Consider the following 24,059-nt stretch of genomic DNA (forward strand, 5'->3'; position numbering starts at 1 on the left):
GGAATGGCTTATGCTCAAGCGCTGGCGTGTATGGGTTGATCAATTACCACAACAGAAGCTGATCGAACGCCGTCAAGCCCGAGCATTCCAAGCAATTGTGCTTGGCTTGTTTGTAATTGCAGTCTTTGGCGTAATCAGCTCAGTATTTATTTTTCTTGCGTTTCCTGCAACCGCTGATAGCTTTAAGCAACTATTGATGGCGATGGCAGCCTATTCAATTATGGGCATTGGTTCGGCAATTGCGCTGCATCAAGTGCGCCATGATGCTTTGCAACGGGCAGCAATCATTGTGAGCGCCAGCATTCAATTAATGTTGTTAATTGGCTATGCAGTCGTTGGAATTTTGCGCGAAAATAGCACCTATGGCTTTGTTTTCTTTACAATTCCGTTAATTATCAGCGCCTTGCTCAATAATCGTAAAGTATTGATTATTAATGCTGCTATTTCAATTGCAATTGTTGTTACAGTTGGCGTACTCGAATCAGCTGGTATTTTACAACCAATCGACATGATCGAAAGTTTTTGGGTTATTTTTGTAACCCTAACAATTGGAATTATTAGCCAAGCCTTATTAGTTGAGCGTTTTGGCAGCAGTTTGCATATGGAGATTTATAATTTATTGCAACGTGAGGATGAGGCGCAGCAGCTGCATAATTTATTGGAACAAAAAGTTGTCGAGCGCAATCAAAGTTTACAGCAAGCCCTCGATGAGATTGCTCAACGTGAACATGTATTGCAACAAGCCCTCGATGAACTGCAAGTTAGCCAAACAATTGTTAGCCAACTCAATATTCCGGTTATTCCTGTGCTCCCACGGGTATTAATTGCCCCATTAATTGGCGAAATGGCTGCTGCGCATGCCCAAAGCTTGAAAAACGATATTTTTGCAGCGATTGAACGTGTGTATGCCCATACCATTATTTTGGATATTACCGGGGTTTCACTGATTGATCAGGTTGTTGCTGAGACAATTATTCAAATTGCTAAAGCTTCGCACTTGCTAGGCACGCAAACCATTTTGGTTGGTTTGCGCCCAGAAGTTGCCACCGCATTAGTTAACTTGAATCTGCAAGCCAATATGGTTAAGAATTATCTGACCCTCGAAAAAGCCATGCAGCCGCTGCTGCAACCGCATGTGCGCCGAGCAGCTTAATCAAGTTCTTCTGGTTCGATGTCGTTTTGAAGCTCCTGCCAAAGCTGGTCAAGCACTGGTTTGATCGTATCGAAGCCAAAGCCACGGCGCTGCAATAGGCCTGCCATTTTGCGGCTAAACGCCATTTTGGTTGGCTCGTTGGCATAGCGCCGCAAAGCCGAGCGAGCGACGCTAAATGCTCGTTCTTGCTCTTCATCTTGGTCAGTTAGCTCATTCAGAACTTCGCTAATCAATTCGCGCTTTACGCCTTTTTGACTAAGCTCAGCCTGAATTGCCCGCGCACCACGGGGCCGATGTTGTTGGCGATTTTCGACCCAAAAGCGGGCAAAGGCTGCATCGTTGACGAGGCCAATTTGCGCGAGTTTCTCAATTGCCAGATCAATATGCTCATCGGGAAACTCGCGTTTGCGCAAGCGCGTGCGAATTTCTTGGCTTGAGCGTGGGCGAGCCGCTAGAAACACCAAGGCTGCGTTATAGGTTTTATCGACCTCTTCTGCTTGGGCAATTGCTTGCCAATCGCTTTCGCTCAGCACTTTGCCTTTGTATAGCCCTTGTTGTTCGAGCGTGCGCAGGCTAATGCCCAAGGCAAAAACCGAATCAATATAGAGATTAACGCGTTCACGATCGTGCTGTTGCAGTTCTAGTTGGGTAATTGTTCCAGTTGGCATGGCAATTCCTCAAACAAAAAGGCGTAGCAAACCAATGCTACGCCCTCTGGATATTAATTAGCTGAGCCGATTATTCGTCGTCGAAAATGCCATCGCCATCGTCGGCTGGGGCAGCACCGCCATTGGCAGCAGCAGCACCGACAATTACTTTAGCGGTTGGCGCACCTGGTGAGGCGGCCCGAATCATCTTCTCAACTTCATCGGCTAAGGCTGGATTATCTTTGAGAAACTGCTTGGCATTTTCGCGGCCTTGACCCAAGCGATCGTCGCCAAGGTAGAACCAAGCCCCGCTTTTGCGCAGGATTTCCATGGTTACGCCAACGTCGACAATATTGCCTTCGCGCGAGATGCCTTCGTTGTACATAATATCGAATTCAGCTTGGCGGAATGGTGGTGCAACTTTATTTTTGACCACTTTGACCCGAGCGCGAGCGCCGGTCACATCTTGGCCTTGCTTGATGCTCTCAATTTTGCGAATATCTAAGCGTACTGAGGCATAGAATTTCAAGGCATTACCGCCGGTTGTCGTTTCTGGGTTGCCGAACATCACACCAATTTTCATCCGCAATTGGTTGATAAAGATCAATGCGGTGCGTGATTTGGCAACTGCGCCAGAGAGCTTGCGTAACGCTTGCGACATCAAACGGGCTTGCAAACCAACGTGTGAATCGCCCATGTCGCCTTCAATTTCGGCGCGTGGCACGAGTGCTGCAACTGAGTCAACCACAATCACGTCGATTGCGCCTGAGCGCACCAAAGTTTCACAAATTTCGAGTGCTTGTTCGCCAGTGTCAGGTTGTGAGACCAACAGATCTTCAACGTTGACACCACAATTGGCTGCATAAACGGGGTCAAAGGCGTGTTCAGCATCGATAAAGGCGGCAACGCCACCCATTTTTTGGGTTTCGGCAACAATATGTTGGGTCAGGGTTGTTTTACCTGAGCTTTCTGGACCATAGATTTCAATCACCCGACCCCGTGGAATCCCACCAACCCCAAGTGCTAAGTCGAGGGCGATCGAACCAGTTGGAATGGCTTCGATTGACAAGCGTTGATCGCTCATGCGCATAATTGCGCCTTTACCAAATTGACGGTCGATCTGACTGAGGGCGGCGGCGAGGGCCTTTTCTTTTTCGGGTGAGATTGCCATTACTCTGACTCCTTGTAGATACTCTTGCTTACGAAAAAGTGCGGCAGACTTTGCGTCGCCACTGCAAGGCAGTATAGCACACTTGTTCGTCAAGTACAAGGCTTTTTTTCCTGTCTTGGCTAGTACTTTCTGTTAAAGTAGCCGTAGTTACCAAACATAATCCTTTGACTTTTAGGTCTATGGCGGTATAATCCATCACCTATAGAGATTAGTTAAATTTGTTAATTACTACTCCGTATCGTCCCCCCTAATTCACTCGTATGGGGCGATGGCATAGTGGTATACTTGCTTGGTCTAGTTTGAAACTAAAACAAGGCGCACTCTATGTACGATTTACACTGTCATATTCTGCCTGGAATTGATGATGGCCCCACCGATTGGAGTGGTTCGTTAGCAATTGCCCGCGCCTTAGTTGCCGAAGGTGTGACATGTGTGGCCGCTACGCCACACGGGCCTGGCTCGGCTCAATCGCGGCTTTATCTGCCTTCGCGCTTACGCGATTTGGTGGTGCAGTTGCGCGAATATTTGCAACGAGCAAAATTAGGCTTGCAAGTTGTTTTAGGCACTGAAATTGTGGTTGCCAGCGATTTAAGCGAGCGTTTGCGCCAAGGCGATTTGCTGGGCTATGGCACCAGTCGCGCAGTACTGTTGGAAACGCCAGCGCACATTGTGATTGAACATTTGCAGCGCTCAATTTTTGATTTACAACTTGCAGGGCATCGGGTGATTTTAGCCCATCCCGAGCGCACTCGCGTCTTCCAAGATAATCCTAATCTCTTGATTCCATTAATTGAGCGTGGCGTGGTAGTGCAAATTACCGCTGCCAGTTTGGTTGGTTGGCATGGCCAACGTTTGCAAGATATTACAACGCAAATGGTTTATCACAATTTGGCCCAAATTATTGCCAGCGATGCCCATGCCCCAACTGGCGCACGCGCTCCGGCAATGCAGGAGGCGTTTAACGTTGCCAGCAAATTAATTGGCGAGCAGCGTGCCCGCCGCATGGTCGAAGAATTACCGCATTTGTTGCTTTCTGATGCGCAAATTCCCCAAGCTGAGCCATATTTTATTCAGCCGCAAAAGCAAAGTTGGTGGCGACGACGTTAAGCTAAACCATCAGCTATGCTTGCTAAGGTCACCTACGGGTGGCTTTTTTGTATTTTAGCTCTTGGAACGAATGCTGCTAGGCTGCAATCCTAGTTAGGCTTTGACTGTGGTACTAGCGGCTTGATGACTAATGAGCTATAGATATTAATCAAATTCTTATCTTTTTAGCCTGAATACATCAATGATTAACCAAGCTTGATATGATACGATACAGCTAGATATCCAGTTTTATGAGGGGTGTGTTGATGGTTCTGTTTGCAGTGTTATTAATTCTCTTTGGTGGAATTTTATTGGTTTCGCGCCAATTTCGTGAGCAATGGTTCTATAGCGATGCGCGGCGTGGCACTGATATGGTGTTTACCCAGCGGCTGCACCAGACTTTTCGCTCAGTTGGCGGCGTATTTATGCTAATCGGGTTGATCATCGTGGTGATCACTACTATTTAACCAAATCGCGCACAGCATCACTCACCATCGATGCCGTGCGCGGTTTATTTTAGGCTTTGATTAAGCCTTTGGCGACCATTAATTCTGCATTGAGCAACGAACCTCCAGCGGCTCCGCGCAAGGTATTGTGCCCCAACAAGACTAATTTATAATCGAGAATTGGGCAGCGGCGCACACGCCCAACGGTTGTCGCCATGCCGCGTTCTGCATCGCGATCACGTCGAGGCTGTGGGCCATCGGCCAACTCGGTGACCAAAATGGGGTGGGTGGGAGCACTTGGCAAATTAAGGGTTTGTGGCTCGGCCTTAAATTCACGCAAGGCAGCAATCAATTCTGCTTCGTCTGCTGGTGGGCGCTCGAACGCCAAGGATAAACATTCGGTGTGGCCATCGATAACGGCCACCCGATTACAGTGGGCGCTGATAGTGATTTGGGCTTCTGCGATGCCCTGCGCGCCAAGCGTGCCCAGCAATTTGCGTGGCTCCCACTCGACTTTCTCTTCTTCACCTTTAATCAGCGGAACAACATTATCAATAATATCGAGGCTTGGCACACCAGGGTAGCCAGCACCTGAGATGGCTTGCATGCTAACCAACAAGACTTTGGTTAGGCCAAAGGCATCGTGCAAAGCCCGCATTGGCAAGACAGCGTGAGTGGTTGTACAGTTGGGGTTGGTCAAAATGCCGCCACTCCAGCCATAGTGTTGGCGTTGCAGCTCCAACAAATTAACATGGTCAGGATTGACTTCAGGGACTAACAGCGGCACGAGTGGATCGCGGCGATGAGCGCCAGCGTTTGAGAACACCAAAGCCCCAGCCTTGGCCCAAGCAATTTCGGTCGGGCCAGCAGCATCACTGGGCAAAGCACTAAACACTAAGCCAACATCACCAACCTGATCAACGGGCTGGACGGTCATCTTGGCAAATTGGCTAGGCATTTCGCCACCGATCATCCAGCGGCCAGCTTCGGCCAAGGTCTTACCAGCCGAACGCTCCGAAGCTGCAACGACCGTTACTTCAAAATAGGGGTGATCGATCAACAAGCTCAAAAAGCGTTGTCCAACCATCCCTGTTGCGCCTAGCACACCAACAGGAATCTTCTTCATACCAAAAGCCTCCGCAGTGGGAATCTTAAATAGCACCATTGCTCATCAGCTTCGTTGCTGCGCGCATTATAGCAACTCCACGCCGCCATGCAACGTACCGTGGTCTGATGGTATATAGATTAGGAGGTCTTGGATGCTCGATGTTGATGCCCATAATCGAATTACGAATTTAGAAAAAGAAGTTCAGGCTTTACGCAGTGAAATTCGTTCGCTGCGCGCTGACTTGAATCCAATGGTTAATCCGCGCTCAAATCGTAATCGTCAACCAACATTTGAGCGTAATTTAGCCCCTGAACGTGAGCCAGAAGCCTTGACTGATGTGGCGCAACAACTTTCTGAGCAGGTTTCGATGGATGAAATCGGGGCCTATTTGAAACGTGATCGCGTCAAGGCCAGCGATATTCAATTAACCGAGCAGGATTTGGAGCGCAATAGGCCGCGCAATCGCATGGCGCATGAGGACTACCCTAGTACGCGATTCAATCTCGACCTTCTGCATAATAATCAAAGTATCTTTGTGCTACTATTTTGTTTACTTGGTATGTTAATATTCTTATTGATGATGCTTTAATCGGTATTTAGCTGGGCAGCACCAGCCAAATAGCTGCGCACTGCCAAATCGAAGTCGGCACTTAAATCGCCGCCACGCTGGAGCTGTTGATTGAGTTCGAGCAAGACAAAGCCATGAATCAGCCCCAGCATGCCGCGCAAAGCAGCTAGCGAATGGTCTTGGCCACTAATTTGAGCCATAATTGCCTGCACTGGCAAGACCATTGCGACCAAACTTGCAGGATCGGCGCGTTGTTCGTCGCTGGCAGCGGTTAGGGCCAAGCTATAATTTTTGGGTTGGGCATGGGCAAATTGGCGATGCCCATGGCAAATTGCGAGCATTTGGCTTTGTGCATCAGCTGCGCTATTGGTTAAAGCGTGATCATACGCCACAAACAGTTGGCGAATGGTGACGGTTACTACACCTCTGAGCAAAGCGGTTTTATTGGCAACATAGCGATATAACGATGGTGCTTTGATGCCCAACTCGCTTGCCAAGCTGGCTAAAGCTAATTGCTCCACCCCATCACGCTCAATTAACCGTTGAGCAGTCGCAATAATCGTTGGATAATCGGTCTGAGCTGGATAGGCCATAATGCTCCTCTAAACGCGCCCCAAATGGGTATCTTTAAACTGAGTTGGGTATTTTAGCCCATAGCCAAGCATGCGATCAAGCCCAATATGCGACAGCCAGATTAGGCCAATTTGCAGCCCCAAACGCCAATCGTTGACCACACCAAGCGCCAAAAAGCTCAACGGTAACAGCGTAACATGGCCAAGATTGTAGCAAATGCTGCCGACTTTTGGCCCCCACAGATAGCCCAACATCAGCAAATCGGGCGCAAATAAGGCTAACGCAAATTGCCACCAAGCAAAGCCCTGCCAAGCATAGCCCAAAATCGCAATCAATAATAATCCCAAGCCTTCAGCATGTAATAATTGCTTCGCCAAACTCGCTGTTTTCATAACTCACCTCAAGACTAATTTAATTAGTTTACAAGACTAATGATAGTAGTCTTTGCGTTGTTTGTCAAGACTAAATTGATTAGTTTTGGTTATTGGTTTTGATATTTGCGTCGCCATTCGGCTACAGTCAGAATTTCTTCGCGCAGTTCGTGGGCGGGCTGCGCCAAGCAGGCATCAAATTGGGCAGTTAATTGAGCGGGATCAAAGCTCTGGCTGCGACCGATGACCACAATTTTACTGTGCGGCGGGGTTGCTCCCCATGGCTCGCTGAGCTGCAAACTTGCCCGTTTGCCAGCTAATTGGACAATTGCTTGGCGCTCAGGCGCTTCGGCCAAATAGACAATGCCTTTGGCGCGAAAAATTGAGCTTGGCAATTGCTGGAAGGCTTGCTGGAGGTTGCTCATTGTCAATGGCTGGTCGGTTTGGTAATGCCAGGTTTGCCAATCTTGGTCGTGGTGATAATGGGCAAATTCATGGCGATCAGCGAGCAGATCAATGCGATATTGGCCAATGCCCAGCAGCAAATCGATTGGCACAACGCCATATTCAGCAGTCAAAATACGGGCGCGCGGCACGATTGCCTGAATCCACTTGATCACTCGTTGCTGTTGGCTTGGATCAATCAAATCGATTTTATTGACCACCACAATATCAGCGGCGGCAATTTGATCGCCGACTTGGACGATTTGCTGGCGCTGTTCCTGAATGCGCTCAGCATCGACGACCGCCACGATTGCATCGAGGCTAATTAATGAGCGCAAGGCTGGCAAACGAAAGGTCAATGCGACTGAAACTGGGTCGGAAACCCCGCTCGCCTCGACGATAATATAGTCTGGGCGATCGGCGCGTTTGAGCAATTCGAGGGTGGTGGTCAGCAAATCCTCGCGAATCGTGCAGCAAATACAGCCATTGGCCAAATTCACAATCTCGTTAGCTTCAACCCCAACGACCAACTGGGCATCGATATTGATTGCGCCAAAATCGTTGACCAGCACCGCGATTTTGAGGCCATGCTGAGCAGTGAGCAAACGGTTGAGCACGCTAGTTTTACCTGCGCCCAAAAAGCCAGTCAAAATCGTCATCGGAATCGGTGTGGTCATCAGAACACTCCTTTATTATTAACCGCGAAGGACACTAAGGCTATAGGTTGAATTTTCTAATAGCCAAAAGCCTATAGCCAATAGCCAACCGTTAAAAATAAAAGCCCCTCGTTCCGCTGAGAACAAGGGGCTGAGCCAAAGCCCAATTTAGCTAACGGTTACTTTGGTCATGCTATCGCCTTGGCGAATGGCGTTGACCACATCTTGGCCTTCGGTGACCTTGCCAAACACGGTATGGCGGCCATCGAGGTGTGGTTGTGGGCTGTGGGTGATGAAGAATTGTGAGCCATTGGTTCCTGCGCCTGCATTGGCCATTGAAAGCACACCGGTTTCGTGCTTCAGAGGGTTGCCTTTGAACTCATCTTCGAAGCGATAGCCTGGGCCACCGGTGCCGGTGCCGGTTGGATCGCCACCTTGAACCATAAAGTTTGAGATCACGCGGTGAAAGACCACGCCATCATAGAACCCTTCGTTGATCAAAAACACAAAGTTATTGACCGTTTTGGGTGCATATTCTGGATACAACTCGATGGTGATGTTCCCTTTGGTTGTTTCCATAGTGACGACATAGTGTTTTGTGGTGTCAATCGACATCGCTGGCGCTGACTTCCATTGTTTTGCGGCCACGTGAGACCCCTTTCGACTAAAGAATCGTGAAAACATTATCACCCTAGGGTTATAACACAAGAAAGCGACCGCAAGCAATTGGCGGTCGCTCAAAGCAACATCGGCTACGCTGTGAGCTACTCAGACTTGCCTTGGCGAACCAACAGTTTCAAGCTATTACTGGCCGAGAAGCCAGGAGTTTTTGTAGCTTCGATTGTCATCCGTTCGCGCGTTTTTGGGTTGACCCCTTGGCGAGCTTGGCGCTCGCGGACTTCAAAGGTACCAAACCCAGTCAGGACAACTTTTTCGCCAGCTTGCAAGCGCTCGCTGACCACATCCAACATAGCATCGACAACGCGGCGTGCCTCTTTTTTAGAAATGCCGGTGCGTTCAGCGACCTCAGCAATGAACTCGATTTTTTGCATTGCACGCTCCTTAATCCTAGCGAAGCTACAATCGTTACCCCCGATTATACCATAAGCAGTATGCGCTGTGGAACATTTTAGCCCATTAGATAGGCCAATTTACTCATTATGGTTGCTTGCCGCGAATACCGCAGCATGCTATACTTGCGTACATTCATCGAAGCTACGATGACCGATTATGCACCCGGAGGAAACCGTATGCCACAGACACGCATTGTCATCGCCGATGACGAATCGCTGATTCGCATGAATCTGCGTGAAACGTTAGTTGGCCTCGGCTATCTTGTCGTTGGGGAAGCTGGTGATGGCGTGAGCGTTATCAACCTTGCCCGCGAACTACGCCCAGACGTAGTGGTGATGGACATCAAAATGCCCAAACTGGATGGTATCCAGGCAGCCAAAGTGCTGACTGAAGAGAAAATTGCCCCGGTCTTGCTCTTGACTGCCCACAGCGACAAAGAGTTGGTCGAGCGCGCCCGCGACGCTGGTGTTGTGGGGTATCTCAGCAAGCCCTTTCGCGATAGCGATTTGATGCCAGCACTCGAAATTGCCCGCGCCCGTTTTGAAGAGTTCCTGACCCTCGAACAACAAGTCGGCGACCTGAAGGAAACGCTCGAAACTCGCAAGATTATCGAACGTGCCAAGGGCATGTTGATGGATTCTCAAGGGCTGAAAGAATCTGAGGCTTTCCGCAAGATTCAGCAATTGAGCATGAATACCCGCAAGTCGATGCGCGAAGTTGCCTCGGCCTTGCTGTTGGCCAACCAGATGGAGCAACAAAAGTAAGTTATGCTACGCCGCCCCTCTCAGCAACAACTTGTCGCTGTGTTGCGGGCGACGTTGCCTTTGCTGCTGGCCGCCTTCCTAGGCGGCTTAGTTGCCCTTGCGCTCCAACCAGATCCTCCCGCCCAACAACCAGTCATCCAGGTTGTTACCCCAACCGTGCTCAAGGCCGCTGCCACCGAGGTGCTGCCCGCCCCCGCGCCATCCCCAATGCCCGCTACGCCAACGATTATCGTCTTTCCTGAGGATACAATTTCCTTGGAGTTGGTAACCTTGCGCCGCGATTTGGAGTTTACTGCTGGGAGTTTGCATTTGCTGCGCGCCACCATCCGCATTCAAAATGCTCGTATCGCCCATAGCAACCTGCAAACTGGTAATGTTGAAGCGCAACTCGATTTGGCCCAATCTGATTTAGATGCGGCGTTTCCGCTGGTGAGCGATGAAGTTCGCGCTGCCATCCAAGGCCTCAACGATCAAATTAATTATTTGCGCGACGATCTCAGCATTCGACCAGAAACGATCGACTCGCGCCTTGCCGATTTGACCGAGCAGGTGTTGGTGCTGGCCAATCGCGATTTACCCTAAATAAGAACAAAGAACATAGAGCATAGAGCATAGATGTACTGGTACATCAGGTTAACCATTGTCTGATCCCCTCACCCCAACCCCGCTCCCGTGCGCGGGCGAGGGGCTTAATCGTGCGGTTCGGTCGCGATGCGTGATAGAAAACGGTCGGCTCCCCCTCGCCCGCGTTCAGTGGGAGAGGGGCTGGGGGTGAGGGCATGCTCCTCGTTGCCAATCCAATGAACCATGACACATAGCCAAAAACCATCTTTTCTCTGCGCCGCTGCGTTAAGCATATTGATCCACGAAGATTTTTCGCCACGAATTGCACGAATGATGATTATTTTTAGCCACGAATTGCACGAATTGCACGAATGATGATTATTTTTAGCCACAGATTAGCTCAGATTAATTATTTCTATTGCCCAAAGCCAATAGCCAAAAGCCTGATCCTTTTTTGGCTTCATCCTTCATCCCTCATCCCTCATCCTTTCAACGCTTCCCCCATGAATTCACCTTGACAAGACCATGATAGTTTAATACTCTAGAAGTAGATTATTCTACTACTAGGATATATGTGCTATGAAAAAGTTGACTCAGGCTGAAGCGGCGATTTTAAGCTTGTTGGCAGAGCAGCCACGCTATGGCTATGAGCTCGAACAAATTATTCAGGCGCGGGGCATGCGCTTATGGACGGAAATAGCATTTTCGTCGATTTATTATTTGCTCAAAAAGCTTGAGCAAGCCCAACTGGTGGCTGGTGAAACCTCGCAAGGCGATGGGCGGCCTTCACGCATGGTTTATAACATTCTACCAAGTGGTAGGGCTGCATTGCAAGAGAGTTTGCAGGCAATGTTGAGTATGCCCCAACAACGCTATTCATCGTTGCTCTTGGCCATGGCCAATTTTCCATTGCTTGATCTCAACGATATCATCAGCGCGCTAGAGCACTATTGCGCTGAATTGCGAGCGCAAATTGAGCGTGTTCAGCAACGTCGCGCCGAAGCGCCAACTGAAGTTTGGCATATTCAAGGCCTGTTTGATTATACCGAAACCATGATTCAGGCTGAGCACGATTGGCTAACCAAGTATTTGGTTCAGATTCGCCAACAGCTTAACGAGGCTTGATCAAGCAAGTCGGTGGAGTAGGCTTTAGATTAGTTTGTTGTATACAGCAGGTTGGTAGCGCTGCTTGGACCTACAAACCACGCACCTGACCATATTCAGATGCGTGGTTTGCGCTTAAGCAGGCTTATTTGCTTGCTTGGGGAATAAATTGGCGATAGCTTGGGCTAGCAGGAACATCATTAATTGCGAAGCTGGCGATGCCCAATGATGGCGTTGTGCCAACGTGGGTAAAGCTGCCTGCAATATGAATATGCTCAGCGGTTACTGCCAGTTTATAGATTGAGCCATTCGGTGTATTGGCCGTCCCTTGCCATGTTGTACCATCCCAACGTGCTAGCGGGCCAATAGCTTGGTTATTGACTTGATTGAACTTGCCAGCAACATACAGATAATCAGCGGTACTCCGTAATGCTAACGGCACATCATCAAAACTGGCAACTGTGATTAATGAGGCGCTATCAAAATCAAGGCGGCGCAGTTCATTGTTGTAGAGCAAGTAGAGTTCGTTATTCCACACCGTAATTTGTACATTTGGTCGCTGATCAAATTGTTGCCATGCGGTTAGATATTGCCAACTTGTGCCATTCCAAAACGAAATTTCAATCAACCACGATCCACGATCCCCATCGATCCGCAATGAATAGATGTGCTCACCAGCACGATACACATTGCCATTGGTATAGCTGGGGATGAATGGTCGCCATTGATCGTGGTTGATTGCGACTGTTCCGCTTATAGCTTGGTTATTGATGGTGCCAGAATACAAACTTGCTAATACGTCTGTCCCAGAAATTGCCCAAGTAAGATTAAAGCCATCCAACATAACCGGTGCGTTTAGGCTGCCTGTTGGCTCAAACTGCCAGATCGCGCTGGCTAAATTTGAGGTCGTGGTAAATGGGCTACTGCCAACTAAATAAGTTTGGGCATCCTGGGTCGTTAATAATTTTGCAAAATAGGGAACTTTGCGAAGATCATGCCAATTTGAACCATTCCAATGCGCAGCCTGCCAACTACTATCAATAATTAAAGGCTGGTTTTGAAGATCAGCAAGATCGCTAACCCAACGATGGGTCGTAGCTGTGGCCAAATTAGTCAGATTGTTGCCATCCCAAAAGACCAATTGGCTTGCTTGGCCATTGAGTGTGAAACTGCCAGCGAGGTAGATGCCGTTGCTGCTGGCTTCAATCGCGCTAATCGAGGCAATCTCCATTGGTAGATTGACACTATTCCAGCCTGCATTGCTGCGTTGCCAAAGTTGAGTATTGGTTGCTGCATACAATTGCTGATCGAATTCCACCAAATCACGGGCCGAACCAGTGATCAATGATGGATCGGCGACCCAAGTATTGGCAGCCCAATGGTAGATTTTGGTTTTGGCTCCTTGATCGTAGATCGGCTGGCGAATATAGAAGGTATTGCTCAAGACATGGGTTTCTTGTGCAGGATAAACATACTCAGGCACTGGCAGGTTGTTCCAAACGCCCTGTTGCCAGCGGGCAAAATAGTCAATTGCCGTCTGGTCAATTGATAGCACTTCACCAGAAACTACAACTGCCTCATCGGTCGCCGCAAATTGATAGAGTGAGCTATCAATATTGGCAACTTTGCGATAGCCAGTTGGTTGCCATGCCAACAACGAATTAACCACTAAATCATTGAATTGCGAGAAATTGCCGCTGACATACAAGGTATCGCTCACAACATCGAGATCATGCACTTTGGGGATATTCGAATAATCATAAAAATCGCTTGTGCCCCGAAAGCCGGTGCCAAATGACTCAAAGGCTGTGCCATTCCAGCGGGCAATGCCGTTCATCGTCTGGCCAGCAAATTGGCGAAAAGCACCACCAACAATCAATTGATCATGGTAGCTGGTAAGCGTATAAATCGCGCCAGAATCATTTGGTTGTAAGCCATAGCCTTGCCATGCAGTGCCATTCCACGAGGCCAAGCCATTAACTTCTTGACCATTCAGATAATTGAAACCACCAGTTACATACAGTCGATCGTTTTCATCGACATATAATTTGCTGATCGTACCTGGAATTTGCAGATTGTTCTGGAGCGTGGTATTCCAAGTGCCAGTAATCACGCTGCTGGTGGTTAATGGGGCAATCTGGCTTAATGAATGTGCAACTAGCTGCTGTTCATAACTACTATCATCAGCAAGCGTTGTTGATTGTCGGGCTTGGGTAGGTAAATTGCCAGTGTAGAGGCCAAGGATCGCAACAATCAAACCTAAACGAATCCGTAGTTTTCCCATTGTAAATCCATCTCCATACTACATAATAGAACCATAAACCTAGACCTACCGTTAGTGTAGTGTGAAGATAGTTGGTAGGATTAATTCAACTATAGTACAGCATAATTAACAACTGCTTTACTTGATAGCTAAGCAATTGTTAATTATGCTGATAGGTTTATTTACCGACTTGCGGAATATATTGGCGATAGATCGCAAGGTCTAAGCTGGCTATGCCAAGCGATGGAATATTGCCAACACGAGTAAAGTTGCCTCCAATATGGATATAGCGAGACGTAACAACCATCGTCTCAACGGTGCCATTAGGCGCATCAGCAAATCCTTGCCAGGTTGAGCCATTCCAACGAGCCATGTGCCCGATGCTTTGATTATTAATCTTGCTAAAGCGTCCGGCAACATATATATGCTCAGGGGTAGCACGTAATGCGAGCGGTACATCATCGAAACTTGCAACCGTGATCAATGTGTTGCTCGCCTTATCAAAACGGCGTAGCTCATTTTCATATAGAAAATATAAATTACCCCGCCATGGTACGACCAATGATGATATTCTATAGGGACTGGGTTGTAGCCAGCTTTTGAGTTCCTGCCAATCAACCCCATTCCAAAACGCAATACTAATATCTAGAGGATCACTAAAACCATATATCAAGTCCTTCACGCGGACTGCATATAAGGTTTGACCAGCAACAAATATAGAACTTTCAGGATAACTCGATCGGTTGGTAAGTTGCCGCCATTGCCCGTTTTTAAGCGACCATGCCCCAACAATTGGCTGATTATTAATCGTCCCTGAGGGTATATTCGCTATTAATTCACTTCCTGAGGCCGACCACTTAATCCATGGGAGTTGGAATATAAAAGGTGGAACACGGTCGCCATTTGGCTCAAAGCGCTCAATTGATAATCCTGCTAGGTAGGTATTATCGTTATCAATTGTTATCAGTTCCTGTGTGTTTACAAACTGAGCAAGGCGTTGCCACGCTGTGCTAGTCCAACGCTGGAGGTTATAATGAACTCCAGAAATGATGATTGGCTGACCCTGAAGATTCCCAATACTCCGAATCGTTTCGTGTTTGAAGGTGCTGGCTACATCGTGAACCGTTGTGCCATCCCAAAAAACCAATTGGCTCCGTTGATTGTTGATCTCGAATTCGCCCGCCAGATAGATGCCAGTACTACTTGCTACCATATCGGCAATTTCATAGATAGTGATTGGGAGATTGATTGCGCTCCAGTCGAAACTAGTTCGTTGCCACAACTTGGCATTGGAAACACTAAACAGCTGCCCATTCCATTGCACTAAATCGATGGCTGAGCCTTGACTGATCTTGCTATCATTAATCCACGTATTATTCTTCCAACGATAGATATTAGTAAAAAAAGGATAATAATACTCATAACCACGGGTATAGAAGGTATCGCTAAAGACAAAGGTTTCTGATCCCAGCGGAGCCCACGATGGCACCCATGGATTCATCCAAGCTCCATCTTGCCAAAGCGCAAAATCGGCAGCACCCATGTTCCCAATCGAGCGGAAGGAACCAGTTACCAGCATTTTGGAATTGGTTGCTGAAAATTGATACAGCCCTCCCTCAATCTCGGCAACTTTACGATAGCCGGTTGGCTGCCAAGCCAGCAATGAGTTAACCGCTAATTGATTAAAACTGGTGAAACTGCCAGTGATATACAAGGTATCGCTGACGACATCAAGATCATAGACTTTTGGCCGCTCTGAATAATCGTAGGGTGCGCTGACTCCCTGAAAACCACTACCAAAGCCCTCAAAGGCCGTGTCATTCCAGCGAGCAATCCCATTGTGTGGCTGACCTGCCAAGTTTTTAAATTCACCGCCAACAATCAGTTGATCATGGTAGGTGGTCATGGCATAAATTGTGTCACGATCATCAGGCTGTAAGCCATAGCCTTGCCAGGTATTGCCATCCCACGACGCAAGGCCATTGAATTCTTGATTATTCAGGTAATTGAATGATCCCGTCACATATAGCCGGTCATGGTCATCAACATAGAGTTTTTTGATCGTGCCTGGAACCTGTAGCTGATTGTTAAGGCTGGTATTCCATGTGCCAGTAATCAGATTGCTGGTGGTTAATGGGGCCATCGAATCAACTGCTACGCTGGGTTGTGTTTGTTCAGCAACAGGCTGAACAAGCAGCCTTGGTTGTTGGGCTTGGGTTGCCAAACTGCTCGACCAAACGATAATGAGCAGCAGCGCTAACCTGACACTGCTTGCGCCAATGCGGTGGATATTCATCTTAAACTCCTCTTTCTAGGTTGATGAACTAGCCCTATTCCGAGTAGGGCATGGTTTATTTATTGATCGATGGTAGATAGATCATATAGGGCGTAAGATCAACGCTGGCAATGCCAAACGAACTGATCGGCCCAACATGAGTGAACTTGCCGCTGACATGGATAACATCGTTAGTAACGACCATTGTTTCAATATCGCCATTTGGCACCGTTGTAAAACCTTGCCAGTCGTTACCATCCCAGCGCGCAATCCGCTCAATTGATTGATTATTGATCTGCGTGAAGCGCCCAGTAATGTACAAATAGGGAGTGCCAATAGCTCGTAGCAGATGAAGTTTTCCATCAAACGTCGCAACCACCGTTGTTGGGCCATCATCATAACGGCGTAATTCATTGCCATGGGTAAAATAGAGATGATCGCGCCAAGCAATTGCTTGAAGCGGCCTTTCAGAATCAATCGTGTAATGGCTACTGAGAAACTGCCAGAATTGACCATTCCAATAGTAAATATCATTGTGGGTGCTTGGGTAGTACGACACAATACAATAGAGCCGGCGGTTAGTGGGATAGACCATGCCTCGACACGAGATAGGGGTAATTTTTTGCAAGCCTGAGTCATTAACCTTAAATACGCCGCTAATTTCTTGATTATTGGCAAGCGCTTTTTGGGTATTTAACCAAACCTGTCCCATTGATGCATTTAAATGAATGAAATTAAGCTGATTCGGAGCGTCCGTGAGGACTAACGAGGTAGTTAGGGTTCCGTTTGGCAGAAAGTGCCAAATCGCACTATGAATAGGCGGGACTGGCGCGATTGAGTAGCCCTCAACTAAATAGGTTCTTGTTGGGGTTGTTATCAGACCCGAATTGGTTGAATAGAGGGTTTTCCAGTGATTTTCAGTCCATAGCTGAAGTTTATAATCTTGAATAATCGGCTTGCCTGCAAGATCGCCAATCTGATTTATCGGAGTGTGGCGCATAATCTGGGGTATATTTGTCACATTCTGGCCATCCCAATGAAATAAGTTACTTGGTTGACCATTAATGATGAAACTTCCCGCCGCATACACTCCAGTGCTATTGCCTGCGATTGAGTTTAGTCTTCTAATAGTAACTGGAAGGTTAAGTTTATGCCAACCATCGTTGCTGCGTTGCCAGATCGATTTGGAATCCACATAATTAGCGGCATACAGGGTTCCATTGCCTACCGTCCATCCAGCCATTGAATCAGTTATGACTGATGTGTCGCTAATCCATGTATTGTTGGCCCACTGGTGAACCATGGTATGGCTTGATTGATTGGGCGCAGGGGTTATCAGATACATTGTATTGTTCAGCACCTCAAGGCCCTTCACGGTGGTTATACCGGCAGGCATTGGCAGTTGGCTCCAAGTTTGGTTTTGCAAAAGGGCAAATTGGTTGATTGGCATGTCGTTGATACTAGTTATAAGGCCAGCCACGATCGTAGCATTGGTTGTTGAGGCAATATCGTAAACCCGATCGATCACCTTCGCTATTTGACCATAGCTCGTGGGATTCCAATAGGCAAACGCTTCTGCTGGAACGTTATCAAAGGAAGCAAAATTGCCCCCAATCTGTAGACTATCGCTGATCACAGCTAAATCGTGTACTTCGCCAATTAACGTTGGATTGTGGATGAGGCCGTTACCAAAGGGTTGAAACTGTGTACCATCCCAGCGTGCTAGGCTATTCATCGTCCTGCCGCCAATTTGGCGAAAGAAACCGCCAATAACTAATTCACCATGATAGAGTTTAAGTGTATTGATAGCGAGCTTATCATCATCGGTAAGACCATAATCTTGCCACGTTGCGCCATCCCATGAGGCAAATTGCTTAATTGTTTCACCTTCAATCCAGTCAAATTCTCCATGAATATATAACCGATCTTGTTCATCAACAAAGATTCGCCAAATATCGCCAGGAAGCTCTAGACTTCGTTCGTAGCCTGTATACCATGTGCCAGTAATCAGATTAGTTGCTGTTAAACTGCTAGTTTGGTTAAGTGGTGATATTAATGGGGGCAATTCGCTTCCAGCTGAGGAATTGATTGGGATGATATTGAGCGAAGCTACGCTTGATTGTGCTTGCGCTAATCGTAGCTGAAGCAGGATAACAATAAGTAGAAAACTAATGCCAATTTGCCGCTTACCAAACCATGTTGCTGCCATGATAACGCTCCCAACGTTAGTAGATGTTATTTATGGGCTGGTAGGGGATTTTGCATTAAAACTCCACTACTCTGCCTCAGTTATAAGTATAAGCCGCATGTCAATCTAAAAAATAGTATTAAATACAAACAGCTTGGTGTGTTACCAAGCTGTTTGATGCTTATTTGGCGAATCTGATTAATCCAAACGCACTTTAGCACCGAAGTTTTTGGCTTCTTTGCTGACAAAGTAGGTTCCACAGGCAGCATCAATTAAATCGGGATTGAAGGTCACTTGTTCCATATTATATTTGGCGATGCTAATCATCTGATCGAGAATATCGCGCGGTTGGCACATGCGGAACGGGCGATCATCAGGCTTGTACCATTTTTCCACCAAATAATCTAAGCCCTTGGGATCAAGGTTGATCTTACGGCCTTTACAGACCAACGACCAAATTTGCCGCCATTGGGATTCATCGGGGTCGCGCACCTCGATTTTAAATTTAATCCGGCGCAAGAAGGCTTCGTCAGCAACTTGGCTGGGGTCGAGGTTGGTCGAGAAGATCAGCAACTGATCAAAAGGAACTTCGATTTTTTGGCCAGTGATCGTGGTCAAATAATCGTAGCGTTTTTCGAGTGGCACAATCCAGCGGTTGAGCAAGTCCATCGGGCGACATTGTTGGCGACCAAAGTCGTCGATCAAGAAAATGCCGCCGTTGGCCTTCATTTGGAATGGTGCTTCGTAAAAGCGCCCAGTTTCGTTGAAGGTCAAATCGAGCGCTTCGAGGGTCAATTCGCCCCCGACCACCACCACCGGGCGTTTGATTTTGGCCCAGCGCAAATCATACTCCGATGTGCCGACGTTGACCTCTTTATCGACCAAGGTATGCACGATACTATCGTAGACCTTGATAATTTGGCCATCGGCATCAATCGCATAGGGCACGAAAATATCATCGCCCATCAGGCGGGTAATGCGCTCGGCGATACTGGTTTTGCCATTGCCTGGGTAGCCAAACAAGAAGATCGACGCGCCAGAGTTGACCGCAGGCCCAACTTCATTCAACACTTGGTCGGTGATAATCAAATCGCTGAAGGCTTTGCGAATATTGCGCCGCGTGATGACCATATTTTTGATCGTTTGGGCTTTGACTGATTCGAGAAACTGCTCAAATGGCACAGGAGCAGGGCCGCTATAATTACTTTTCTTCATGGCATCTTCAGCGGCCTGCGAGCCACGCGGAGTCAAAATATATTCATAGTTGGTATCACCGAAGCCACGTTGGCCAGCAATATCGATATATTCCGAGCTGCGCATTTGGGTAATGACCGGATCGAGCACGCTATAAAATAAGCGCACTTCTTGGGCCAACTCCATGCCAGTTACCCGTGAGCGATTATAAATGACCCGCAGCAATTGGTCCTGAATTTGGGTTCGATTCAGGCCAGTTTCTTCGATGGTGGTTGGTACTTTGGGGTGATAGCTATTCCCCGATGGGGCTGAGCCATCGTCACTAGGTACATCCCCCCCTAAAACCCGCGCGCCGCTCAATTTGCCATTGGCTTGGGCCTCAGCAACCAAGGCATCGAGCTGTTGTTTGTGCATATTTAAGTGGCGGGTGGCCTCGTAATCGTTTTGCTCACGCGCTTCCTTCAAGCAATCGTAGAGCGCCCGCGCCACAGCATACTTAATCCCATCGACATACATATGGTGCAAATATTCGCCCGGACGCACGTAGCAGTCGGGTGTATGATCATTTCGAGCTTTCATTTCGTCATACGAACGCGCATCCAGTAAAAATCGCATGCCTCACATCCCTTCGTGTATTGCCGTTGCAACAAGCATTGCTAAATTCGCAAAATCATCTAGCTTAATTATAGGGGCCAAAAATCACCCCACGCAAGCACGACTTTGGGGGGAAATGGTTAAAGTACCTTAATCCCCTCTAAACTGCCTACTATGGCCGATACCGATCGCAGACCAATGTTTGCTGAATCGCTCGGCTATGCAAGCCAACAACCCGCTCGCCGCAATATGCTATCGTATAGCCATTATTGTACTACTACATCATATCGTATTTAGCCGACATTTTGAGTTGAATCGAACTCGTGTAGGATGGCAAGGAGTGCCAGTATGTTAAAAGCAACGCCTCAGAGCGCCCAAATCGTAATCATTGAAGATAGTGCGACGGTGCGCGATATGCTTGCGCATATCATTCGCGATGAAGGCTACCATGTGGCAACCTATACAACTGCTGTGGATGGGTTAAAATACTTACAGTCCAGCCCACTGCCGCGCCTGATATTGCTTGATCGTGTCTTGCCCTACATGTCGTCAGATGAATTTCTGCAAGCATTGCAAACCGAGCCAAGCCTGAGCGCGATTCCCGTGGTGATCATTTCGACCTATTTATACGACGAGCCAGCGCCGCTCCCCTATACGGTTGGCTACCTCGAAAAGCCAATCGCCATCGACGATTTGATGCAGGTGGTGCGGCGCTATTGTGATTAGGCTGCGGCCAGCGTGCCGCTATGGTTTGGAGTGTGGCGATGTATACACCTGAAACCGACCGCACGCCGCTTTCTATGCTAATCCATTCCTTGGGGAATGTGCTTGGCGATGTGATTGTGGCCCAAGATGGGGTGTCAGCGTTTGAGCTTGAAGAAGATGTGCGCCAACGCACCAAGCAACGTCGAAGCGATGGTAAACTCCAGGAGACTCATGCGCTCACCGAGTTGGTTGGCCAATTGCCAGTCGCCCAACTTATGGGGCTGATCAAAGCCTTTACCCATTATTTTGGCTTGGTAAACTTGGCCGAAAGTGTTGAACGCCTGCGCGTGCTGGCCGAACGCGACCGCCAAAACGGCGATGCGCCGCGCTCAGAATCGGTTGAGTTGGCCTTGCAAGAGCTGCGCGAGCGTGGCATTACCGCCCAGCAAGTCCAAGATTTGCTCGATCATGCAGAGATTCGGCCAGTCTTTACGGCGCACCCAACCGAAGCCAAGCGCCGCACGACGCTCAAAAAACACCATCGGATTGCTGAAGCAGCGCGCCAATTAACTGCTGAAACCACGTTTCAACGCCAACGCGAGCGCTTGCTCGAAGCGATTCGCGAGGAAATTGTGGCGCTGTGGCAAAGCGATGAAGTGCGAATTATCAAGCCAACCGTAATCGACGAAGTGAAGAATAATCTCTATTACTTTGAAGAATCATTGTTCGACATGATTCCGCAGCTCTATCGCGATACCGAAGCCTCGTTGCGCCGCATCTATCCTGAGCACGATTGGCATTTGCCAGCCTTCTTGCGCTTTGGCTCGTGGGTTGGCGGCGATCGCGATGGCAATCCATTTGTGATTCCATCGGTCACGGTTGAAACGCTTAAATTGTTGATGGGCCGTTCGTTGCGCGAGCATATTCACGCCGTCGAGCGCTTGAGCCATCGCTTAAGCCAATCGTCGCGCCAAGTGCCAATTAGCGAAGAGTTGGCTCAAACGTTAGTTCACGATGCGCCCTTGTTTCCCGAATTGGCACACGTGCTGGAGCGGCGCAATCCGCACGAGCCATATCGCCAAAAATGCTCCTATATTCACGCCAAACTGCATGCAACGCTGGCCTATGTTGAGCGCTACGAGCCAGATTGGGCACGCGGCGGTCATCGCCCAACAGAGGGCACGTGGTATGCCAACGCCAACGAATATCTCAGCGATTTGGCGACCATGGAATATAGTTTGCGCACCAATGGCGCGGCTTCGGTCGCCGATGGCTTTTTACGTGATGTGCAATGCTCGGCCAAAGTATTTGGTTTGCACACCGCCACACTTGATATTCGCCAACACAGCAGCCGCCACACCAGCGCCTTGAGCGAAATTTTTGAATATGCAGGCATCTGCGACGATTACGCCAGCCTCAGCCAAGCTGAACGCACTGCCATTTTGGAGCGTGAGCTAGCCAATAATCGGCCTTTAATTCCAACTCACTTATATTACAGCGCCGAAACGGTAGAGATTATCGAAACCTTTCGCACAATTCGGGCTGTGCTCTCCGATTTGAATGCAGAGGCGATCGAAACCTACATTATTTCGATGACTGAAGGCCCAAGCGATATTTTGGCGGTGCTGTTGCTGGCCCGCGAAGCTGGCATTTACCAGCCAGGCGAGCATAGTTGGCTCAATATCGTGCCATTATTTGAAACTGGAGCCGATTTGATCGCTGCGCCGGAGATTATGCACACGCTGCTTTCCAGCGAAGCCTATCGCCAACATTTGGTGTTGCGCAACGATGTGCAAGAAATTATGTTGGGCTATAGCGATTCCAATAAAGATGGCGGCTTTGCCGATGCGCACTGGGCGCTGTATCTGGCCCAAGTTGCCTTGGCCGAAACCTGTTTTCGCCATCGGGTAGCGATGCGCTTGTTCCATGGTCGGGGCGGCGCGGTTGGACGTGGCGGCGGGCCTGCCAATCGGGCAATTTTGGGCCAACCACCAGGCACCGTTGGCGGACGCATCAAAATCACTGAACAAGGCGAGGTCATTAGCGACCGCTACGCCGAGCCAGAAACCGCCTATCGCCATCAGGAGCAGATTATCAACGCCGTTTTGCGCTCGTCGCTGGGCGTGAGCATTGCCCATATCAGCCCAGAATGGCAGGCAGCGATGAGCAGCTTGGCCCAAGTTTCGCGCAAGGTGTATCGTGGCTTGGTCTACGATCATCCGCATTTCTTAGAATATTTTCGCAATGCTACGCCGATTACCGAAATTAGCCGCTTGAATATTGGCTCACGGCCAGCCAGCCGCAAAGCCAGCGACCGCATTGAAGATTTGCGGGCGATTCCATGGGTGTTTAGTTGGATGCAAAGTCGGCATACCTTGCCAGGTTGGTACGGCTTGGGCAGTGCCTTGGAGCATTTAATTCAAGCTGACGGCAACGGCTTAATCACGCTGCAAGGCATGTACAACGATTGGCCATTCTTCCGCACAATGCTTGATAATGCCCAAATGATTTTATCCAAGGCCGATATGGATATTGCTGCCCAATATGCCTTGCTTGTGCCCGACCAAGCCCTAGCCAACGAAATCTTTGGCCTGATCAAAGCCGAATACGAACTGACGGTTAAGTGGATTTGCGAGGTTGCTCAAATTAACGAACTGCTCGATACCAACCCGATCTTGCAGCACTCGATTAAGCAGCGCAACCCCTATGTTGATCCATTAAGTTTTGTCCAAATCGAACTGTTGCGGCGGTTGCGCACCGATCCCGATGGGCTTGAACATGGCGACCTTGAGGATGCAATTTTGCTCAGCATCAACGGGATTGCTGCCGGCTTGAAAAATACGGGCTAGAAAAGGATGAAGTATGAGGGATGAGGAATGAAGTAAAATCAGAAGTCAAAAGGCAAAAAGCGAGGGATCAGGAGTCAGGGGCTGGGGATCAGGCAGGAAGAGCATAGAACATATGGGAGTAGGCTATTGGCTGATGGCTATTGGCTATCGGAACATTCTTCGTGAAATTCGTGGAATTCGTGGCTAAAAACTATCGCCCAAAGCCTATAGCCCATAGCCTATAGCCACACCTTCGTGCTCTTCGTGTCCTTCGTGGATCAAA

Annotated in this window: 21 protein-coding genes; 9 read left to right on the forward strand and 12 right to left on the reverse strand. The window is 48.5% G+C overall.

What is annotated here, in order from left to right; all coding sequences use genetic code 11:
• Positions 1-10 precede the first annotated feature (10 nt).
• Entirely contained in the window at positions 11-1,153 is a 1,143-nt protein-coding gene (locus C5S61_RS01585) for an STAS domain-containing protein (RefSeq protein WP_110513374.1), read from the forward strand.
• Here C5S61_RS01585 and C5S61_RS01590 read toward each other — a convergent pair.
• Positions 1,150-1,821, reverse strand: a complete 672-nt coding sequence (locus C5S61_RS01590) for a RecX family transcriptional regulator (RefSeq protein WP_110513375.1) — start codon at positions 1,819-1,821, stop codon at positions 1,150-1,152. The genes C5S61_RS01585 and C5S61_RS01590 overlap by 4 nt on opposite strands.
• A gap of 70 nt (positions 1,822-1,891) precedes the next feature.
• A complete protein-coding gene (recA, locus tag C5S61_RS01595; protein ID WP_110513376.1) occupies positions 1,892-2,971 on the reverse strand; it encodes a recombinase RecA in 1,080 nt (359 codons plus the stop codon).
• A gap of 324 nt (positions 2,972-3,295) precedes the next feature.
• On the opposite strand from recA, the gene C5S61_RS01600 reads away from it, so the two are divergent.
• Positions 3,296-4,078 carry a tyrosine-protein phosphatase gene (locus C5S61_RS01600; protein WP_110513377.1) on the forward strand — a complete coding sequence of 261 codons (783 nt, stop codon included), beginning with the start codon at positions 3,296-3,298 and terminating at the stop codon, positions 4,076-4,078.
• Positions 4,079-4,323: 245 nt separating this feature from the next.
• Positions 4,324-4,524, forward strand: a complete 201-nt coding sequence (locus C5S61_RS01605) for a hypothetical protein (protein ID WP_110513378.1) — start codon at positions 4,324-4,326, stop codon at positions 4,522-4,524.
• Positions 4,525-4,573: 49 nt separating this feature from the next.
• On the opposite strand, the gene asd is transcribed toward C5S61_RS01605, so the two are convergent.
• Positions 4,574-5,629 (reverse strand): aspartate-semialdehyde dehydrogenase, encoded by a 1,056-nt coding sequence (asd, locus tag C5S61_RS01610; RefSeq protein ID WP_110513379.1) that lies wholly within the window; start codon positions 5,627-5,629, stop codon positions 4,574-4,576.
• Between the two features lie 133 nt (positions 5,630-5,762).
• On the opposite strand from asd, the gene C5S61_RS01615 reads away from it, so the two are divergent.
• A complete protein-coding gene (locus tag C5S61_RS01615) occupies positions 5,763-6,200 on the forward strand; it encodes a hypothetical protein (protein WP_110513380.1) in 438 nt (145 codons plus the stop codon).
• Here C5S61_RS01615 and C5S61_RS01620 read toward each other — a convergent pair.
• The 5 genes from C5S61_RS01620 to C5S61_RS01640 all read right to left on the reverse strand — a co-directional run bounded on the left by C5S61_RS01620 (position 6,197) and on the right by C5S61_RS01640 (position 9,275).
• On the reverse strand, positions 6,197-6,772 hold the full coding sequence (locus C5S61_RS01620; RefSeq protein WP_110513381.1) for a TetR/AcrR family transcriptional regulator: 576 nt from the start codon (positions 6,770-6,772) through the stop codon (positions 6,197-6,199). The genes C5S61_RS01615 and C5S61_RS01620 overlap by 4 nt on opposite strands.
• A 9-nt stretch (positions 6,773-6,781) precedes the next feature.
• Positions 6,782-7,144 (reverse strand): DUF4260 domain-containing protein, encoded by a 363-nt coding sequence (locus tag C5S61_RS01625; protein ID WP_110513382.1) that lies wholly within the window; start codon positions 7,142-7,144, stop codon positions 6,782-6,784.
• An 89-nt stretch (positions 7,145-7,233) separates the two neighbouring features.
• Entirely contained in the window at positions 7,234-8,244 is a 1,011-nt protein-coding gene (locus tag C5S61_RS01630; protein ID WP_110513383.1) for a CobW family GTP-binding protein, read from the reverse strand.
• Between the two features lie 147 nt (positions 8,245-8,391).
• Complete coding sequence (locus C5S61_RS01635) at positions 8,392-8,838, reverse strand: peptidylprolyl isomerase (RefSeq protein ID WP_369128084.1); 447 nt, start codon at positions 8,836-8,838, stop codon at positions 8,392-8,394.
• 149 nt (positions 8,839-8,987) lie between these two features.
• Positions 8,988-9,275: an HU family DNA-binding protein gene (locus C5S61_RS01640; protein WP_054535488.1), complete on the reverse strand. Its 288-nt coding sequence runs from the start codon at positions 9,273-9,275 to the stop codon at positions 8,988-8,990.
• A gap of 198 nt (positions 9,276-9,473) precedes the next feature.
• Between C5S61_RS01640 and C5S61_RS01645 the strand changes: the two genes are divergently transcribed.
• From C5S61_RS01645 to C5S61_RS01655, 3 genes are all read left to right on the forward strand, one after another.
• Entirely contained in the window at positions 9,474-10,061 is a 588-nt protein-coding gene (locus tag C5S61_RS01645; protein ID WP_012191727.1) for an ANTAR domain-containing response regulator, read from the forward strand.
• Between the two features lie 3 nt (positions 10,062-10,064).
• Positions 10,065-10,643 carry a hypothetical protein gene (locus tag C5S61_RS01650; RefSeq protein ID WP_110513385.1) on the forward strand — a complete coding sequence of 193 codons (579 nt, stop codon included), beginning with the start codon at positions 10,065-10,067 and terminating at the stop codon, positions 10,641-10,643.
• A gap of 561 nt (positions 10,644-11,204) precedes the next feature.
• Positions 11,205-11,750, forward strand: a complete 546-nt coding sequence (locus C5S61_RS01655; RefSeq protein WP_110513386.1) for a PadR family transcriptional regulator — start codon at positions 11,205-11,207, stop codon at positions 11,748-11,750.
• A gap of 124 nt (positions 11,751-11,874) precedes the next feature.
• Here the strand turns inward: C5S61_RS01655 and C5S61_RS01660 are convergent, their stop codons facing one another.
• The 4 genes from C5S61_RS01660 to C5S61_RS01675 all read right to left on the reverse strand — a co-directional run bounded on the left by C5S61_RS01660 (position 11,875) and on the right by C5S61_RS01675 (position 20,264).
• Positions 11,875-14,013 carry a hypothetical protein gene (locus tag C5S61_RS01660; protein WP_110513387.1) on the reverse strand — a complete coding sequence of 713 codons (2,139 nt, stop codon included), beginning with the start codon at positions 14,011-14,013 and terminating at the stop codon, positions 11,875-11,877.
• Positions 14,014-14,170: 157 nt separating this feature from the next.
• Entirely contained in the window at positions 14,171-16,288 is a 2,118-nt protein-coding gene (locus C5S61_RS01665) for a hypothetical protein (RefSeq protein ID WP_110513388.1), read from the reverse strand.
• 55 nt (positions 16,289-16,343) lie between these two features.
• Positions 16,344-18,476: a hypothetical protein gene (locus tag C5S61_RS01670; RefSeq protein WP_110513389.1), complete on the reverse strand. Its 2,133-nt coding sequence runs from the start codon at positions 18,474-18,476 to the stop codon at positions 16,344-16,346.
• Positions 18,477-18,653: 177 nt separating this feature from the next.
• Positions 18,654-20,264, reverse strand: a complete 1,611-nt coding sequence (locus C5S61_RS01675) for a DUF8689 domain-containing protein (RefSeq protein ID WP_110513390.1) — start codon at positions 20,262-20,264, stop codon at positions 18,654-18,656.
• A 327-nt stretch (positions 20,265-20,591) separates the two neighbouring features.
• Between C5S61_RS01675 and C5S61_RS01680 the strand changes: the two genes are divergently transcribed.
• The gene (locus C5S61_RS01680; protein WP_164689157.1) at positions 20,592-20,969 is read left to right on the forward strand and encodes a response regulator; all 378 of its coding nucleotides are present in this window, start codon (positions 20,592-20,594) and stop codon (positions 20,967-20,969) included.
• 38 nt (positions 20,970-21,007) lie between these two features.
• Complete coding sequence (gene ppc / locus C5S61_RS01685; RefSeq protein WP_110513392.1) at positions 21,008-23,797, forward strand: phosphoenolpyruvate carboxylase; 2,790 nt, start codon at positions 21,008-21,010, stop codon at positions 23,795-23,797.
• Positions 23,798-24,059: the final 262 nt, after the last annotated feature.

It is taken from the genome of Herpetosiphon llansteffanensis (genome assembly GCF_003205875.1).
In the GTDB taxonomy this organism is placed as follows: Bacteria; Chloroflexota; Chloroflexia; order Chloroflexales; family Herpetosiphonaceae; genus Herpetosiphon; species Herpetosiphon llansteffanensis.

Bases quoted from the DNA above. Each gene is read 5' to 3' on its own strand.
- recA (WP_110513376.1), bottom strand. From the start codon at position 2,971: ATGGCAATCTCACCCGAAAAAGAAAAGGCCCTCGCCGCCGCCCTCAGT.
- C5S61_RS01605 (WP_110513378.1), top strand. From the start codon at position 4,324: ATGGTTCTGTTTGCAGTGTTATTAATTCTCTTTGGTGGAATTTTATTG.
- asd (WP_110513379.1), bottom strand. From the start codon at position 5,629: ATGAAGAAGATTCCTGTTGGTGTGCTAGGCGCAACAGGGATGGTTGGA.
- C5S61_RS01630 (WP_110513383.1), bottom strand. From the start codon at position 8,244: ATGACCACACCGATTCCGATGACGATTTTGACTGGCTTTTTGGGCGCA.
- ppc (WP_110513392.1), top strand. From the start codon at position 21,008: ATGTATACACCTGAAACCGACCGCACGCCGCTTTCTATGCTAATCCAT.
- C5S61_RS01655 (WP_110513386.1), top strand. From the start codon at position 11,205: ATGAAAAAGTTGACTCAGGCTGAAGCGGCGATTTTAAGCTTGTTGGCA.
- C5S61_RS01620 (WP_110513381.1), bottom strand. From the start codon at position 6,772: ATGGCCTATCCAGCTCAGACCGATTATCCAACGATTATTGCGACTGCT.
- C5S61_RS01680 (WP_164689157.1), top strand. From the start codon at position 20,592: ATGTTAAAAGCAACGCCTCAGAGCGCCCAAATCGTAATCATTGAAGAT.
- C5S61_RS01635 (WP_369128084.1), bottom strand. From the start codon at position 8,838: ATGTCGATTGACACCACAAAACACTATGTCGTCACTATGGAAACAACC.
- C5S61_RS01645 (WP_012191727.1), top strand. From the start codon at position 9,474: ATGCCACAGACACGCATTGTCATCGCCGATGACGAATCGCTGATTCGC.
- C5S61_RS01600 (WP_110513377.1), top strand. From the start codon at position 3,296: ATGTACGATTTACACTGTCATATTCTGCCTGGAATTGATGATGGCCCC.
- C5S61_RS01670 (WP_110513389.1), bottom strand. From the start codon at position 18,476: ATGGCAGCAACATGGTTTGGTAAGCGGCAAATTGGCATTAGTTTTCTA.
- C5S61_RS01660 (WP_110513387.1), bottom strand. From the start codon at position 14,013: ATGGGAAAACTACGGATTCGTTTAGGTTTGATTGTTGCGATCCTTGGC.
- C5S61_RS01625 (WP_110513382.1), bottom strand. From the start codon at position 7,144: ATGAAAACAGCGAGTTTGGCGAAGCAATTATTACATGCTGAAGGCTTG.
- C5S61_RS01615 (WP_110513380.1), top strand. From the start codon at position 5,763: ATGCTCGATGTTGATGCCCATAATCGAATTACGAATTTAGAAAAAGAA.
- C5S61_RS01585 (WP_110513374.1), top strand. From the start codon at position 11: ATGCTCAAGCGCTGGCGTGTATGGGTTGATCAATTACCACAACAGAAG.
- C5S61_RS01640 (WP_054535488.1), bottom strand. From the start codon at position 9,275: ATGCAAAAAATCGAGTTCATTGCTGAGGTCGCTGAACGCACCGGCATT.
- C5S61_RS01665 (WP_110513388.1), bottom strand. From the start codon at position 16,288: ATGAATATCCACCGCATTGGCGCAAGCAGTGTCAGGTTAGCGCTGCTG.
- C5S61_RS01675 (WP_110513390.1), bottom strand. From the start codon at position 20,264: ATGCGATTTTTACTGGATGCGCGTTCGTATGACGAAATGAAAGCTCGA.
- C5S61_RS01650 (WP_110513385.1), top strand. From the start codon at position 10,065: ATGCTACGCCGCCCCTCTCAGCAACAACTTGTCGCTGTGTTGCGGGCG.
- C5S61_RS01590 (WP_110513375.1), bottom strand. From the start codon at position 1,821: ATGCCAACTGGAACAATTACCCAACTAGAACTGCAACAGCACGATCGT.